Genomic DNA, 15356 nt, shown 5'->3' with positions numbered 1-15356 from the left:
ATGAAATCGACTGGGTGCTGAGCGACAACCGTAACACCGTGTCCACGGATGTCTCGCCGGAGGCGCTGAAACAGCGGCTGACGAACCGCTACTTTACCGATTTTGCCGGAGCGTGGCTGAACTTCCTTAACAGCATCCGGCTGAATCCGGCGCACAACATCACCGATGTCACCGACCAGCTCACCCTGACCGGCGATGTCCGCCAGTCGCCGCTGATTGCGCTGATGAACACTCTGGCCTGGCAGGGGCAGGCCGGAGAGCAGGGGGAGGCTATCTCTGATTTCCTGATGAGGACGGCGAAAAATCTGCCGGGTAAGGATAAAAAGCCGGTCATTGACCAGCAGGCAGCCGGTCCTCGCGGCCCGCTGGACAGCACCTTCGGCCCGCTGCTGACCCTGACGGGCAAAAACAGCGCGCAGAAGGTGATGGCTGCCGACAGCTCGCTCAGCTTACAGACCTGGCTCACCCGCATCACCCGCGTGCGCCTGAAACTTCAGCAGGTGGCGAATGCCGCCGACCCGCAGGCGATGATGCAGCAGCTGGCGCAGACGGTGTTCCGGGGCCGGAGCGTGGAGCTGACCGACACGCAGGAGTACGGCAGCCTGGTGGCGGCCAGCCTCGGTGAGGCGTGGCGCGGTTTCGGGCAGACGATGTTTGTTCAGCCGCTGACTCAGGTCCGGGAGGCGGTACTGCAGCCGTCGGCGGCCAGCCTGAACGAGGCGTGGCAGCGCTCCGTGGTCGCGAACTGGAATGCGGCGTTTCAGGGGCGCTATCCCTTTGCGGCCGGGAAGAGCGACGCTTCGCTGCCGATGCTGGCGGCGTTTATCCGCCGCGATACCGGACGTATTGACCGTTTTCTCAGTACGGAGCTGGGCGGGGTGCTGCGCCGGGAGGGCAGCGACTGGGTGGCGGACAGCACCCGCAGCCAGGGGCTGACCTTCAGCCCGGCCTTCCTGAACGCGGTGAACCAGCTCAGCCAGCTGTCCGATATTCTGTTCACCGACGGCAGCCAGGGCATCAGCTTTGAAATGCAGGGGGTGGCGATGCGGGAAGTGGTGGAAACAGCGCTGACGCTTGACGGGCAGACGCTGCACTATTTTAACCAGCTGGCCGACTGGCAGCGCTTCCGCTGGCCGGGGGTGATGAATAAACCGGGGGCGATGCTGACCTGGACGTCAACGACGGCGGGAAGCCGTCTGTATGCAAACCACAGCGGCCCGTGGGGCGTCATCCGGATGCTGGAGCCGATGGTGCGGCAGAAAGCGGGGGACGGGCTGTACCGGCTGACCGTCACCGCGCCGGACAGGCGACAGCTGCAGTGGCTGCTGCGCACGGAGCTGGGCGACGGTCCGCTGGCGCTGCTGAAACTGCGCAACTTCAGGCTGCCGGCGCAGATATTCAGCGCCGGTGTCCCGGCAGCCGGCCGCACGGATGAAGAGGGATATGACGCGGGGGAGATGAGTGAATAGTGAACCCGGCGGCGGCCACGATCGTAGCGCCTGACGCTGGACAGAAATAAAAAAGAAAGAAGAAGTCATCAGCCAGGTCTGCCGATACTGGACAACGTGCAGCGCATTCTCTCAACTGGCGCGTCACTGCATTTACATCCTGACGGGAAACGGTCGGCTTGATATGTCGAAAATCTTTCAGCAGATGCCCGGAGCGCGATGCCACGAATGTATGTCCGGTAGCAGGAGGCTTGTTCGCTATCTGAAACGGCGGCAGTATCTGTAAGCCTCTGCGCTGAACGAAACACCCCAATTTCACCCCGCTCGAAAAACAGGCATAAAAAAACCAGCCTTAAAAGGCTGGTTTTACTGGGATTATTTGGTCGGCACGAGAGGATTTGAACCTCCGACCCCCGACACCCCATGACGGTGCGCTACCAGGCTGCGCTACGTGCCGATTTGTGGGGAACAATATTACCCGTTCCCCAGGCGAATGCAAGCCGGGAAATGACTGATTGATTTATAAATAATCAATCAGTTAGCGATAAAGCGTTTTTCATCGGTCAGCACCTGCAGCAGCAAGCTGAGCTGCGGTTTTTGATCTTTAATTTTCTCGCCGTCGCTGTTCCATGTTCTGTAGGTACCGTTGTGATTGAGCACGACGGTAACCTTCGGCGTGGTAATGGCCAGCGTATCGCTATTGGCTGCGGTAACCCAGGCGCGGCGGCGGGCGGCGCTAAACAGGTCTTCACCTTGCGAATACTCATTCGCCGGTGTGGAGACGTGAAGTAAGCGCTGCATCAGCGTCGTCATCACGTCTTTATTATCGGTCAGCGTAGCGATCTCCTGGGCCGGGGTGCCAGGCCAATGGATCACCAACGGAACCTGAAGCTCTTCGCGCGACCAGCCAAACGCGTCATGCTGTGGGTTCAGCGGCATGCCGTGGCCCGCCGTCACAATAACCACCGTGTTGTCCAGCTTGCCCGCTTCGCGCAGCGCATTCAGCACGCGACCAATTTGCGTATCGACCGCGCCAGCGGCGCTGGCGTAGCGCCGGACAAAGTTTTGCTGCTGCCCGTTATCCAGAGTGGTGCCGTTGAGCGCAACCCATGAGAACCAGCGGTTTTCATCCTGGGCGTAGCGGTCCAGCCAGTTTATCCACTGGTTTGCCGTCTGCTCGTCGCTTTGCGCTTTCGCCGCCGGCAGCGAGAAATCGGACAGCAGCGCCTGGCGGTACAGCGGGCTGCTAAAACCGTCAGAAGAGAACAGGCCCAACTGGTAGCCCTGCTGATTCAGCGACGTAATCAGCGCTGCGGGGATACGCGCTGACAGGACGCCGTCCATATAGCTCGGCGAAATACCGTAGAACAGGCCAAACATGCCGCTGTCGGCAGTGTTACCGGAGCTCATATGCTGGGTAAAGTTAACGTTTTCTTTCGCGAACCCGGTCAGCGCCGGCATGTTTTGCTCAAAGCGCGAGTAGTTAAGATTATCGACGGTAATCAGCAGCACGTTATAACCGGTACCGAGATCGCGGTAACGCAGTTCGCTAAGCGGGTACTGCACCGAAACGGCTTCCGGTGCGCCTTGTTCTACCAGACGGCGTTGATAGTCCTGCGCGTCGAGCAGGCCGTGTTTTTCCAGAAAACGGCGCGCCGTCATTGGATAGGAAAGCGGCAGATTGGCCCGCTGCATGGTTATCGGGCGATAGAAATTGGCATCCGCCCAGATATAGACCAGGTGGCTACTGATAAAAGAAATAAAGAAGAACCACGCAACGGGCCGGGCATAGTGGCGGCGGCGCGTCAGGCTGCGCAGTTTCTGCCAGCTCCAGGTCGCAAAGAGCATTTCCAGAAGGAAGATGATCGGGACGCTGATAAACATCAGCTGCCAGTCGCGCGCCATCTCGTTCTGATCGGGGTTAATGACCAGTTCCCAGACAAAGGGATTAAGATGCAGGTGGAAACGGGTGAATACTTCGCTGTCGATCAACAGCAGCGTCATGCCGATGGTCGCGAGAACCACCGAGATAAAGCGCATTAAGCGCTGAGAGACAACGATAAACGTTAGCGGGAAAAGAATCAGCACATAGCTGGTAAAGACCAGGAAGCTGAAGTGACCAACGAGGCTGACGTACGAAAAAAGGCGCCCGGCAAGCGTCGTTGGCCAGTCGGCGACAAACAGATAGCGACTGCCGAGCGCCATAGCCAACAACATGTTGAAAAGGGCGAACCAGTGTCCCCAACTGACCATCTGGGAGACTTTTTCTCGGTAGGGCTGACGAAGAGTCACCATATACTGTTGTTCGTTATCCTTAGTGCGCTGGATCGTCGTTGATAGATGACTGCAGCGCCTGGGCAAAAGAACGGGCGATGGCCTGACGCTGCGCCGGCGCGACGCTACTGTTGATCAGGTTAGTCACCATATTGCCCAGAACCATCAGTGAAAGGTCAACGGGCGCTTTATGTGTTTCCAGAACGCTCGTCAGCTCGCTGAGCAGCTGTTCGACGTGTTCATCGCTATAGCGGGATAATTGCGGCATAAACTCAAAATCTGTTTGTTCGTGAAAGGGCAACATATTACCGTAGCAGAAGCTTTTTTTCCGCATTTTTTCGCCACGACGCAAAAGCGCGCGGCTTCGCTCGCAAAGAGTCACGCGGCGGTTGCGTCGTCGCCCCGGCGGTGGTTGAATACCGCCCGGTCTAAAAGGAGAGTTTAACATGAGTCTGGATATCGACCAGATTGCCCTGCATCAGTTAATCAAACGTGATGAACAAAATCTGGAACTGGTGCTGCGCGAATCGTTGCTGGAGCCGACGGCGACGGTTGTTGAGATGATGGCTGAGCTGCATCGTGTCTACAGCGCAAAAAATAAAGCCTATGGCCTGTTTACTGAAGAGAGCGAGCTGGCGCAGGCGCTGCGCGGGCAGCGTAAAGGCGAAGAAGAGTTCCTGCCGTTCAGCCGCGCCGCTACCGGGCGCCTGCGTGACGAACTGGCAAAATACCCTTTTGCTGAAGGCGGGATCGTGCTGTTTTGCCAGTATCGCTATCTGGCGGTGGAATACCTGATGGTGGCGGTGCTGAATAACTTAAGCAGCATGCGCGTCAACGAAGAGCTGGATATCAGTTCTACCCATTATCTGGATATCAATCACGCTGACATCGTGGCGCGTATTGATTTAACCGAATGGGAAACCAACCCGGAGTCAACGCGCTATTTGACCTTCCTGAAGGGGCGGGTAGGGCGCAAAGTGGCGGATTTCTTCATGGACTTCCTCGGCGCCAGCGAAGGGCTGAATGCGAAAGCGCAAAATCGCGGCCTGCTGCAGGCGCTGGATGATTTCGCCGCCGATGCGCAGCTGGACAAATCTGAACGTCAGAACGTACGTCAGCAGGTATACAGCTACTGCAACGAACAGCTGCAGGCCGGTGAGGAAATCGAACTGGAATCGCTGTCCAAAGAGCTGGCTGGCGTCAGCGAGAAGACCTTCCAGGAATTTACCGCCGAGCAAGGTTACGAGCTGGAAGAGAGCTTCCCGGCGGATCGCAGCACTTTGCGTCAGTTAACCAAGTTTGCCGGCAGCGGCGGCGGGTTAACTATCAACTTTGACGCTATGCTGCTGGGCGAGCGGGTGTTCTGGGATCCGGCTACGGATACCTTAACCATTAAAGGCACGCCGCCGAATCTGCGCGATCAGCTCCAGCGCCGCACTTCTGGCGGAAATTAAAATGCAAAATCCCGACGCCGAGTCGGGATTTTTTAGCGTCAGACCCGCCCTACAGCGCGTAGAGGATTTCCACCCCATTCAGGGTTAGCTGCTGTCGCAGCGCCTCGTCGAGAGTCGTATCCACGATCAGCGTACTGACGCCCCCCAGCTCGCCGATAGCAAAGGCCGAAGCGGAGTTCAGCTTTTCTTGCGACGCCATCACCACCGTTTCGGCTGCCTGTGCCGCAAGCGCGCGCTTGATGCCCGCTTCTTCATAATCACCGGTGGTTAATCCCGCCCGCGGGTGCACGCCGGTAACGCCCATGAAAAACAGATCGGCATTGATGCGGGAAATGCTTTCAAGGGCCGCGGCCCCGACGCTGACGATCGAATGCTTAAACAACCGGCCGCCGATCAAAATCACCTCGATAAGCGGTTTCTCCACCAGCGCGACGGCAATCCCCGGGCTATGGGTGACCACGGTACACGCGAGGTTATCGGGCAGCAGGCGCACCATCTCTCCGGTAGTCGTGCCTCCGTCGATAATCACCACCTGACCGGGCTTAATAAGCTCAACCGCGCGCTGGGCAATAGTTAGCTTTGAGGCCATCTGCACGTTCTTTCTTGTTTCAATAGGCGCGATGGCTTCGGATACCGGCAGCGCCCCGCCGTGCACGCGCTGCAGTTTGCCTTCCGCTGCCAGCTCCCGCAGATCCCGGCGAATAGAGTCTTCTGAGACGCTGAAGCGCTGGCTAAGATCGCCTGACATCACCTGTTTTTCCTCAGCGAGGATCTGCAAAATCTGCTGTTTTCTCTGGCTGGCAAGCATCAAAATACCTTCATGAGTGATCTTGTTTGTGCACGATTATGCATGTTATGTTGCTCGCTGTCACCTAAAAGGGGAAAAACATGCACGCTGACGCACCGCGCGTTCGCCATATCCGCGAAACGCTATTATCGGACAACTGGTACACGCTCAAGAAATATACCTTTGAACTACTGCGCCGTGACGGGCGCTGGCAGGAGCAGAGTCGGGAAGCTTACGATCGCGGCAACGGCGCGGTGATCCTGCTCTACAATCGTGAAAAGCAAACGGTAGTGCTGGTCCGTCAGTTTCGCTTTCCGGTATGGATTAACGGTCATGATGGGTTTTTGATCGAAGCCGCCGCAGGACTGCTGGATGACGCTTCTCCGGAAGAACGCATCGTTGCCGAGGCCGAAGAAGAGACCGGTTTTCGCGTCACCCGGATCGAGCCGGTATTTACCGCTTATATGAGTCCCGGTTCGGTGACGGAGAAGCTTTACTTTTTCATCGCTGAATACTCTGCCGACGATCGGCGCAGCGACGGTGGCGGCCTGGCGACGGAGGGAGAAGATATCGAAGTGCTGGAGTGGCCGCTGGAAAAAGCGCTGCAGGCTATTCGCGAAGGAGAAATCGTCGATGCGAAAACGATTATGCTGTTGCAGCATCTCGCGCTGAATGCCTCAACGCTACTCGCCTAATAAACAAAACGCCCCGAACCTTGCGGAGCGGGGCGTTTGCCATACAACTTTCAGCGAGCGATTAAGCGCGAACGAAGTCGATGTGGGTCAGCTTCGGCTTGAACGGGTGACGCTGAACAGCCTGAGCTTTAACTTTCTCTTCTTTGCCATCAACAACGATGGTCAGAACTTCGTTGTAGAACTCTGCATTGGTCTGCATGTTCCACACTTTGTCGTGATCCAGTTCGATTGCTACTGGCGCAGCTTCGCCGCCATAGATGATGGCCGGGAATTTGTTAGCTGCACGCAGGCGGCGGCTCGCACCCTTACCCTGCTCTTTACGTACTTCTGCGTTGATAGTAAACATTGATGTCTCTCTATATATAAATCCTGCTACAGGCGACCCAGCAGCAGGCAGATTATCTGCTTCGCGAATGCAAAAGCGGGCGGCATTATAGCCGCCCTGCGTTTTTGCAGCAACCAAAACCTCAGTCCTGAGGACGATTAGCGCAGTTCGTTGGCCCGGCGGAATCGCCCCTGATAATCAAACACTTTCTCCCGGACCTGCCAGTATTGCCCCTTCATGCGGGCAACGACAAAGTCCGGGTGGCGCAGAAGCGCCTGCTGGGCGAGGATATCGGCAGGCGTTATCCAGCGCAGCGGCACGCCCGGCGTTCGGGTATGCGGTCGGATAAAGAGCTGCTCAAAGGCGGTACGCTGGGCGGGCGTATGCAGGCGGAAGCGCTCACTAACATCCGCGCCATCTTCATCGTAATAGGTGATTTTTAACCAGGCGCCTTTGTCATCCGCACCGTGCTGAAGAACCATACCGCTACAGCGCAGCACCAGCGCATCTTTGAGCTTCAGCGCGGCTTTCAGCATGTCATCGGGGTCGACCAGAATGGTATCGCACTCGCGGCAGCGGCGGGCGGCAATATCGTTTTCCGCGTTACACTGCGGGCAGTTTTTAAAGCGAAAACGAAAATCGCACTGTTCACGATGGCCTTCGTCATCCTCAAACCAGCCCTGGCAGCGGCGGCCAAAGTGTTCAATCAGCGTGCCGTCAGCGGTGGTTTTTCCCCAGAAGGTATTGGCGAAACCGCATGCCGGACAAAAAACCTGGACCGGTACGTTGTCGCTTTTTCCTTTCGGCGTTCCCACTTCAGGGGCATAAAGGTCGTGCGGATTGCCGGCGTAATCGAGAATCAGGCAGTCAGTTTTACCCGGCGCCAGGCGCAGGCCACGGCCGACGATCTGTTGGTAAAGGCTCACCGACTCGGTCGGGCGCAGGATGGCGATCAGATCGACATGCGGCGCATCAAAGCCGGTCGTCAACACCGCGACGTTAACCAGATAGCGGTACTGCTGCGCTTTAAACGCTTCGATGATGCGATCGCGCTCCGGCCCCGGCGTTTCACCGGTGATAAGAGCCGCCTCGCCCTGCGGAAGCAACCCGGTCACTTCACGGGCGTGTTCAACGGTGGCGGCGAAAATCATCACCCCTTTGCGCGTTTCGGCGAATTCAACGATTTGGCTGACGATATGCGGCGTGACGCGCTGCTGCTTTTTCAGCTCGTGATTCAGATCGGCTTCGCTGAACAGGCCGTTACTTTGCGCCTGTAAACGGCTGAAGTCGTATTGAACCACCGGCATGTCCAGCCGCTCCGGCGGCGTCAGGTAGCCATTCTTAATCATATAGCGCAGCGGCAGTTCATAAATGCAGTCGCGAAACAGCGCTTTTTCATCACCGCGCACCATGCCGTGATAGTGAAACTGATAAATCCAACCTTTACCCAGGCGAAACGGCGTTGCGGTCAGCCCCAGCAGGCGCAGATGCGGATTGACCTGCTGAAGGTGGCTGATAATCTGCTGATACTGGCTGTCATTATCGTCGCCGATGCGGTGACACTCGTCGACGATCAGCAGCGAGAACTCCCCCTGAAACTGGTCAAGGTTACGGGCTACCGACTGCACGCTGCCAAAGACCACTTTACCGTGGCTCTCTTTCCGTTTAAGGCCCGCGGCGAAAATATCCGCTTCCAGGCCGAGCGCGCAATACTTGGCGTGGTTCTGCGCCACCAGCTCTTTTACGTGCGCCAGCACCAGCACGCGACCGCGCGCCAGGCGTGCGAGTTCAGCAATGACCAGGCTTTTACCTGCGCCTGTTGGCAGGACAATCGCGGCAGGTTCATGATGGCGGCGAAACCAGGCGAGCGTGGCGTCGACCGCCTCTTTTTGGTAGGGACGTAATGTAAATGTCATGAATTTATGGCGGTTAATTAACTCGCGAATAGTATGCCACGAATCTTTTCCCTTGAGTGGTGTTAATAGCCCGTTATACTACCCCATGAAATTCTTCTTTTTCGGGCGCGTTGCCCGCTCCAGCACTTGTACAGGCTAAAAAAATCTCATGCGACTTGATAAGTTTATCGCTCAGCAACTTGGCGTTAGTCGGGCTATTGCCGGGCGTGAAATCCGCGGCAGCCGCGTTACCGTGGACGGCGAAATTGTAAAAGACTCCTCCTTCAAGCTTCAGCCGGAGCATGACGTCGAGTATGACGGCAATACGCTGGTTCAGCAGAACGGCCCGCGCTACTTTATGCTCAACAAGCCGCAGGGTTACGTTTGTTCTACCGACGATCCGGATCATCCGACGGTACTCTATTTCCTCGATGAGCCGGTGGCGCACAAGCTGCATGCTGCCGGTCGTCTGGATATCGACACCACCGGTCTGGTGCTGATGACCGACGATGGTCAGTGGTCGCACCGCATTACGTCTCCGCGCCACCATTGCGAAAAAACCTATCTGGTGACGCTGGAAAATCCGGTTGATGACTCCACTGCCGGGCAGTTTGCTAAAGGCGTTCAGCTGCATAATGAGAAAGAGCTGACCAGGCCTGCGGTGCTGGAAGTGGTGACACCGACCGAAGTCCGCCTGACCATTAGCGAAGGGCGTTACCATCAGGTTAAGCGGATGTTTGCCGCCGTGGGGAATCATGTGGTTGGCCTGCATCGCGAACGCATTGGCGACATTGCGCTGGATGCTTCGCTGGCGCCGGGTGAATATCGTCCGCTGACGGCAGAAGAAGTCGCCAGCGTCGGCGGCCAACATGCGCGGAGTAAAACGTGACGGCAAAGCAGAATTCTTCATTAGGGATTGTGTTTATTCTTGGCCTGCTGGCCATGTTAATGCCGCTGTCGATTGATATGTATCTTCCGGCGCTGCCGGTGATTGCGGCCCAGTTTAATGTGCCGGACGGCAGCGCGCAGATGACGCTCAGTACCTATATTCTGGGCTTTGCGCTGGGCCAGCTTTTATATGGCCCGATGGCGGATAGTCTTGGCCGTAAACCGGTGATACTAGGCGGGACGCTCATTTTTGCCGCGGCGGCGGTGGCCTGCGCGCTGTCGCAGACTATCGATATGCTGATTACCATGCGCTTTTTCCACGGCCTGGCAGCCGCAGCGGCAAGCGTGGTGATTAACGCCCTGATGCGCGATATCTATCCCAAGGAAGAGTTCTCGCGGATGATGTCGTTCGTCATGCTGGTCACCACCGTTGCGCCGCTGGTGGCGCCGATGGTCGGCGGAGCGGTGCTGGTATGGTTTAGCTGGCATGCGATCTTCTGGATCCTCGCGCTGGCGGCCCTGTTAGCGTCGGCGATGATCGCATTTTTCATTAGCGAAACCCTGCCGCCGGAACGGCGACAGAAATTTCATATTCGCACTACGCTTGGCAACTTCGCCACCCTGTTTCGCCATAAGCGCGTGCTGAGTTATATGCTGGCAAGCGGATTTAGCTTTGCCGGGATGTTCTCGTTTCTGAGCGCTGGCCCGTTTGTCTATATCAATATCAACCACGTTTCACCGCAGCACTTTGGCTACTATTTTGCGCTGAACGTGGTTTTCCTGTTTGTCATGACCATGATCAACAGCCGGTTTGTGCGGCGGGTTGGGGCGCTGAATATGTTCCGCGCGGGGCTGTGGATCCAGTTTGCGATGGCGGTATGGATGGTGGTGTGTGCGCTGTTTGACGTCGGCTTCTGGGCGCTGGTGTTTGGCGTGGCGGCTTTCATCGGCTGCGTTTCGATGGTCTCCTCCAACGCGATGGCGGTTATTCTCGATGAGTTTCCGCATATGGCCGGGACGGCCTCCTCGCTGGCTGGGACGTTCCGCTTTGGGATTGGCGCTATTGTCGGCGCGCTGCTGTCGATGGCGACCTTTACCACGGCCTGGCCAATGCTGATTTCCATCGCCTTCTGCGCCAGCAGCTCTATTCTGTTCTACCTCTATGCCAGTCGGCGGCGAAAAGCCGCACGATAAGCGACTTCCAGGGGGCGATATCGCCCCCTTTTTTGATACATATCAACCGAAACCGGCTTCTCTGTTCAGCAATTTGTTTCTTTTATGTAAAATCAAATCGCTCAATTAGTCGCATTATTGCGATAAAAAAGTTGTTTTAGATCACAGAAACGGGTACATATAGCCCGAAGATGTTCACTCTGCACAATTATAAACTTTTATATTACAAACCACTAACACGGCTATGCCGCTGGTGTAAGCGTTTTCGGTGCAGGAACAGGACTAATTGTCAATAATGTGTTAGTATTGTTGTAAAATTATTGTGAAGTATTTTGCTTCCGGGGAAAACACGTGAATACACTGCAACTCTCTATCGTACACCGTCTGCCGCAGAGCTATCGCTGGCTGGCCGGTTTTGCAGGTTCAAGAGTTGAACCGATTCCGCAAAACGGCGCTCAGAGCGAAAATAGCCTTGTGGCGTTGAAATTACTTAGCCCCGATGGCGATAAGGCCTGGCCGGTTATGCATAAACTCAGCCAGGCGCTGAGCGACATCGAAGTCGACAGTTCCGTTGTTGAATGCGAGGGCGAACCGTGCCTGTTTGTTAATCGTCAGGACGAATTCGCGGCAACCTGCCGGCTGAAAAATTTCGGCGTGGCGATTGCAGAACCGTTCTCCGGCAACAACCCATTCTGACCGTCAGCTTAACGCCAGCAACTGACGGGTATACTCCTGTTGCGGAGCGGTAAACACGCGTTCGCACTCACCCTGCTCGACGACCTCTCCCTGCCGCAGCACCATTACCTGATGACAAAGCGCACGCACGACGCGCAAATCATGGCTGATGAAAATATAGGCCAGCTGATGCTTTTGCTGTAGCGCCTTCAGCAGCGCCAGAATTTGCGCCTGCACGGTTTTATCCAGCGAAGAGGTGGGCTCATCCAGCACGATTAGCTGCGGTTTGACGACCAGCGCCCTGGCGATAGCGATGCGCTGGCGCTGTCCGCCGGAGAAAGCGGCAGGGTAGCGATGCCGGGATTGCGGATCGAGACCGACCTCCTGCATCGCCTGAATCACCGCCTGCTCTCGCTCGGCCGGCGTGAGCGTTGGCTGATGGACGCGCAATCCTTCTTCAATAATTTGCAGAACGTTAAGCCGTGGGTTTAGCGATGAGTTGGGATCCTGAAAGACTACCTGCATGCGTCGACGCAGCGGCAGCATCTGCCGACGGCTGCGCCCCTGAAGCGTCTCGCCGTCAAAGACGATTGCGCCTTCAGAATGAATCAGGCGCAGCAGCGCCAGCCCTGTAGTACTCTTGCCCGATCCGGATTCGCCGACCAGACCCAGCGTTTCTCCCGCGCGCAATTGAAAGCTGAGGGCGTTAACCACGCGATTATGATCGACCACCCGCCGCAGAAGCCCTTTGCGGATCGGAAAGGCGATACTTAAGTTTTCCGCCCGCAGTAATTCTGGCGCATCCGGCGCGAGGGGCACGGGATCGCCCGACGGCTCGCTGTCCAGCAGGCGGCGGGTGTAAGGGTGTTCGGCAGCGGAGAATAGTGCCCGGCAGCCGTTTTGCTCCACGCAGCGGCCGTTCTGCATCACCGCGACGCGATCGGCAAGCTGACGAACGATGCTCAGGTTATGGGTGATAAATAGCAGCCCCATATTTAACTCTTGCTTGAGTTCGCGCAGCAGCGCGAGGATTTGCGCCTGTACCGACACATCCAGCGCGGTCGTGGGTTCGTCGGCGATGAGCAGCTCCGGACGAGTCAACAGCGCCATGGCGATCATTACCCGCTGGCGTTCGCCGCCGGAAAGCTGGTGCGGGTAGTCGGCCAGACGCCGCAGCGCATTGCGGATCCCAACGCGATCCAGACAGTCGAGGATCTCTCCGCGCGCCGCTTCTTTACGCATCCCGCGATGCAAAGAGAGCACTTCGTAGAGCTGTTTTTCGAGGGTATGCAGCGGATTGAGTGAAACCATCGGCTCCTGAAAAATCATCGCGATGCGGTTGCCGCGCACGCTGCGCAGCGTATGTTCATCGGCGTGTAGCAGCGACTGGCCGTGAAAGCGGATATCCCCTGTGGGGTAGCTGACCGGCGGCGAGGGCAGCAGCCGCAGTATCGACAGCGCGGAAACGCTCTTACCGGAGCCGGATTCGCCCACCAGCGCCAGGGTTTCACCGACCGCAATGCGTAGCGACAGCTCGCTGACCACGGTGGTGGTTTCCCCCTGCTGGCGAAAGGCGATGGAAAGGTTGTCGATATCTAACAGAGGTTGCGTCATGCTACACCGCCTTGCTTGGGTCAAAAGCGTCGCGAACCGCTTCACCGATAAAAATCAATAACGTCAGCAGGAGCGCTACCGACAGAAAGGCGGCGATGCCCAGCCACGGCGCCTGAAGATTATTTTTACCCTGCAACAGCAGCTCGCCCAGCGAAGGAGAGCCCAGCGGCAGGCCGAAGCCGAGGAAGTCCAGCGAGGTCAGAGTCGTAATCGAACTGCACAGAATAAACGGCAGGAAGGTCAGGGTGGCGACCATAGCGTTAGGCAGCATATGGCGCAGAATAATGGCGCGATCGCTAACGCCGAGCGCCTGCGCGGCGCGGATATAATCATAGTTGCGGGTGCGCAGAAACTCGGCGCGGACGACCCCGACCAGCGTCATCCAGCCGAACAGCACAGTAATGGCCAGCAGCCACCAGAAATTGGCCTGCACGACGCTCGAAAGCAGGATAATCAGAAACAGGGTCGGCATCCCCGACCAGACCTCGATAAAGCGCTGTCCCCAGAGATCAATTTTTCCGCCGTAATATCCCTGAACGGCGCCGGCCATCACCCCCAGCACGCTGGAGAAGAAGGTCAGCAGCAGGCCAAAGAGAATGGAAATGCGCGTGCCGTACAGAATACGCGCCAGCACGTCGCCGCCGTTGGCATCGGTGCCCAGCCAGTTCAGCCTTGACGGCGGCGAAGGGAAGGGGGTTTCGGTGGCGAAATTAATGGTCGTTGCGCCGAAGCGAACCGGCGCCCACAGGGCCCAGCCGTTATCGTCCAGCCGTTTTTGCAGCCACGGGTCCTGATAGTCTGCGGCAGTAGCAAAGCGGCCGCCGAAGGTGCTCTCGCTATAGTTTTTTAATAACGGTACGTAGAGACTGCCGCGGTACTGCACCAGCAGCGGTTTATCGTTAGCAATCAGCTCGGCGCACAGGCTGCAGGCGAAAATGACCAAGAATAACCAAAGCGACCAGTAGCCGCGGCGGTTGTGGCGAAAGCGCGCCCAGCGGGCCTGATTGACGGGACTGAAAAATGACATTAGCGGCCCTCAAAATCGATACGCGGATCGACCAGCGTATAGCTGATGTCGCTGATGATATTCAGCAGCAGGCCAATCAGGGTAAAAATATACAGCGTGCCGAACATGACCGGGTAATCACGAGATACCGTAGCTTCATAGCCCAGCAGCCCCAGTCCGTTCAGCGAGAACATCACTTCAATCAGCAGCGAGCCGGTAAAAAACATGCTGATAAAGGTGGCCGGGAAACCGGCGATCACCAGCAGCATCGCGTTGCGAAATACGTGGCCCCACAGGATCTGCTTTTCGCTAACGCCCTTTGCGCGAGCGGTGACGACGTACTGCTTGCGAATTTCGTCGAGAAAGCTGTTTTTGGTGAGCATGGTGAGGGCGGCAAAACCGCCGATCACCGTGGCCAGCACCGGTAGGGTGATATGCCAGAGATAGTCGAGGATTTTTTGATACCACGGCAGGCTGTCGAAGTTGGCTGACACCAGCCCGCGCAGCGGAAAGAGATCGAAATAGCTGCCGCCGGCAAAGATAACAATCAACAAAATGGCGAACAGAAAGGCCGGGATCGCATAGCCGATAATAATCAGCGTACTGCTCCAGACGTCAAAATGGCTGCCGTTGCTGACCGCTTTGCGGATCCCCAGCGGGATCGACACCAGATAGATGATGAGCGTGCTCCACAAGCCCAGCGAGATAGAGACCGGCAGGCTGTCCCCGATCAGCTGCACGACCGATGAGCTGCGAAACAGGCTGTCGCCAAAATCAAAGCGCAGGTAGTCGCCGAGCATTTTAAAATAGCGCTCGTGGAGAGGCTTATCAAAGCCGTAGCGGTGGGTTATTTCGGCGATGACTTCCGGGTCCAGCCCGCGCCCACCTCGATAGTGGCCGTCGCTGATGTTGCTGACGCCGGTACGCGCATGGCTGGCGGCCATCCCGCCGTCTCCGGCTCCGGGCAGACCGCCGCGATCGCCGAACTCTATCGCCGCAATCGCTTGATCGACCGGGCCGCCGGGAGCGATTTGCACAATGAAAAAGTTAATGGTGATAATCGCCCACAGGGTGGGGACGATGAGCAGTAGTCGGCGGAGCAGATATGCACCCATCTTAATT

General features: G+C 57.1%; 14 protein-coding genes and 1 tRNA gene. 6 read left to right on the top strand and 9 right to left on the bottom strand.

From position 1 onward, the window contains the following. Positions 1–1469: type VI secretion IcmF C-terminal domain-containing protein (locus ABLV11_RS13795; protein ID WP_348855355.1), on the top strand; the 1469-nt coding region annotated here is incomplete at its 5' end. A gap of 359 nt (positions 1470–1828) precedes the next feature. Here ABLV11_RS13795 and ABLV11_RS13790 read toward each other — a convergent pair. The 3 genes from ABLV11_RS13790 to ABLV11_RS13780 form a co-directional block, all read right to left on the bottom strand. Beyond that, positions 1829–1905, bottom strand: a tRNA-Pro gene (locus ABLV11_RS13790). Positions 1906–1982: 77 nt separating this feature from the next. Next, positions 1983–3743 carry an LPS biosynthesis-modulating metalloenzyme YejM gene (gene yejM / locus ABLV11_RS13785; protein ID WP_004103964.1) on the bottom strand — a complete coding sequence of 587 codons (1761 nt, stop codon included), beginning with the start codon at positions 3741–3743 and terminating at the stop codon, positions 1983–1985. Positions 3744–3762: 19 nt separating this feature from the next. Then, positions 3763–3990, bottom strand: coding sequence for a YejL family protein (locus tag ABLV11_RS13780; RefSeq protein ID WP_004133900.1), 228 nt, complete (start codon positions 3988–3990; stop codon positions 3763–3765). 178 nt (positions 3991–4168) lie between these two features. On the opposite strand from ABLV11_RS13780, the gene yejK reads away from it, so the two are divergent. Beyond that, positions 4169–5176 (top strand): nucleoid-associated protein YejK, encoded by a 1008-nt coding sequence (gene yejK, locus ABLV11_RS13775; protein ID WP_004114145.1) that lies wholly within the window; start codon positions 4169–4171, stop codon positions 5174–5176. A gap of 49 nt (positions 5177–5225) precedes the next feature. On the opposite strand, the gene ABLV11_RS13770 is transcribed toward yejK, so the two are convergent. Beyond that, positions 5226–5984: a DeoR/GlpR family DNA-binding transcription regulator gene (locus tag ABLV11_RS13770; RefSeq protein WP_204724289.1), complete on the bottom strand. Its 759-nt coding sequence runs from the start codon at positions 5982–5984 to the stop codon at positions 5226–5228. An 80-nt stretch (positions 5985–6064) separates the two neighbouring features. Here ABLV11_RS13770 and ABLV11_RS13765 point away from each other — a divergent pair, with 80 nt between their 5' ends. Continuing rightward, on the top strand, positions 6065–6658 hold the full coding sequence (locus tag ABLV11_RS13765) for an NUDIX domain-containing protein (protein ID WP_016809562.1): 594 nt from the start codon (positions 6065–6067) through the stop codon (positions 6656–6658). A gap of 61 nt (positions 6659–6719) precedes the next feature. Here ABLV11_RS13765 and rplY read toward each other — a convergent pair whose 3' ends face one another. Together rplY and ABLV11_RS13755 are read right to left on the bottom strand one after the other, a co-directional pair. Then, on the bottom strand, positions 6720–7004 hold the full coding sequence (gene rplY / locus ABLV11_RS13760; RefSeq protein ID WP_004114143.1) for a 50S ribosomal protein L25: 285 nt from the start codon (positions 7002–7004) through the stop codon (positions 6720–6722). 137 nt (positions 7005–7141) lie between these two features. Then, positions 7142–8899, bottom strand: coding sequence for a DEAD/DEAH box helicase (locus tag ABLV11_RS13755; RefSeq protein WP_004103954.1), 1758 nt, complete (start codon positions 8897–8899; stop codon positions 7142–7144). 148 nt (positions 8900–9047) lie between these two features. On the opposite strand from ABLV11_RS13755, the gene rsuA reads away from it, so the two are divergent. The 3 genes from rsuA (at position 9048) to ABLV11_RS13740 (ending at position 11635) form a co-directional block, all read left to right on the top strand. Continuing rightward, positions 9048–9767 carry a 16S rRNA pseudouridine(516) synthase RsuA gene (gene rsuA, locus ABLV11_RS13750; RefSeq protein WP_004103953.1) on the top strand — a complete coding sequence of 240 codons (720 nt, stop codon included), beginning with the start codon at positions 9048–9050 and terminating at the stop codon, positions 9765–9767. Further along, complete coding sequence (locus ABLV11_RS13745; RefSeq protein WP_004103952.1) at positions 9764–10960, top strand: Bcr/CflA family multidrug efflux MFS transporter; 1197 nt, start codon at positions 9764–9766, stop codon at positions 10958–10960. Before rsuA ends, ABLV11_RS13745 begins: the two co-directional genes overlap by 4 nt. Before the next feature lie 330 nt (positions 10961–11290). Then, the gene (locus ABLV11_RS13740) at positions 11291–11635 is read left to right on the top strand and encodes a YejG family protein (RefSeq protein ID WP_004103951.1); all 345 of its coding nucleotides are present in this window, start codon (positions 11291–11293) and stop codon (positions 11633–11635) included. 3 nt (positions 11636–11638) lie between these two features. On the opposite strand, the gene yejF is transcribed toward ABLV11_RS13740, so the two are convergent. The 3 genes from yejF to ABLV11_RS13725 are packed head-to-tail and all read right to left on the bottom strand — an operon-like array spanning position 11639 to position 15349. Next, the gene (gene yejF / locus ABLV11_RS13735) at positions 11639–13228 is read right to left on the bottom strand and encodes a microcin C ABC transporter ATP-binding protein YejF (protein WP_126489355.1); all 1590 of its coding nucleotides are present in this window, start codon (positions 13226–13228) and stop codon (positions 11639–11641) included. A gap of 1 nt (position 13229) precedes the next feature. After that, positions 13230–14255: a microcin C ABC transporter permease gene (locus tag ABLV11_RS13730; protein ID WP_004103948.1), complete on the bottom strand. Its 1026-nt coding sequence runs from the start codon at positions 14253–14255 to the stop codon at positions 13230–13232. Further along, entirely contained in the window at positions 14255–15349 is a 1095-nt protein-coding gene (locus ABLV11_RS13725; RefSeq protein ID WP_004103946.1) for a microcin C ABC transporter permease YejB, read from the bottom strand. Before ABLV11_RS13725 ends, ABLV11_RS13730 begins: the two co-directional genes overlap by 1 nt. Positions 15350–15356: the final 7 nt, after the last annotated feature.

The sequence above is a fragment of the Klebsiella sp. GW_Kp181 genome, assembly GCF_040062315.1.
GTDB classification, from domain to species: Bacteria; Pseudomonadota; Gammaproteobacteria; order Enterobacterales; family Enterobacteriaceae; genus Klebsiella; species Klebsiella oxytoca.
The sequence above is the reverse complement of the archived record's forward strand: the minus strand, read 5'-3'. Positions and strand labels throughout refer to the sequence as shown.

Coding starts and splice junctions, on each gene's coding strand:
- yejM (WP_004103964.1), bottom strand. CDS start 3,743: ATGGTGACTCTTCGTCAGCCCTACCGAGAAAAAGTCTCCCAGATGGTC.
- ABLV11_RS13780 (WP_004133900.1), bottom strand. CDS start 3,990: ATGCCGCAATTATCCCGCTATAGCGATGAACACGTCGAACAGCTGCTC.
- yejK (WP_004114145.1), top strand. CDS start 4,169: ATGAGTCTGGATATCGACCAGATTGCCCTGCATCAGTTAATCAAACGT.
- ABLV11_RS13770 (WP_204724289.1), bottom strand. CDS start 5,984: ATGCTTGCCAGCCAGAGAAAACAGCAGATTTTGCAGATCCTCGCTGAG.
- ABLV11_RS13765 (WP_016809562.1), top strand. CDS start 6,065: ATGCACGCTGACGCACCGCGCGTTCGCCATATCCGCGAAACGCTATTA.
- rplY (WP_004114143.1), bottom strand. CDS start 7,004: ATGTTTACTATCAACGCAGAAGTACGTAAAGAGCAGGGTAAGGGTGCG.
- ABLV11_RS13755 (WP_004103954.1), bottom strand. CDS start 8,899: ATGACATTTACATTACGTCCCTACCAAAAAGAGGCGGTCGACGCCACG.
- rsuA (WP_004103953.1), top strand. CDS start 9,048: ATGCGACTTGATAAGTTTATCGCTCAGCAACTTGGCGTTAGTCGGGCT.
- yejF (WP_126489355.1), bottom strand. CDS start 13,228: ATGACGCAACCTCTGTTAGATATCGACAACCTTTCCATCGCCTTTCGC.
- ABLV11_RS13730 (WP_004103948.1), bottom strand. CDS start 14,255: ATGTCATTTTTCAGTCCCGTCAATCAGGCCCGCTGGGCGCGCTTTCGC.
- ABLV11_RS13725 (WP_004103946.1), bottom strand. CDS start 15,349: ATGGGTGCATATCTGCTCCGCCGACTACTGCTCATCGTCCCCACCCTG.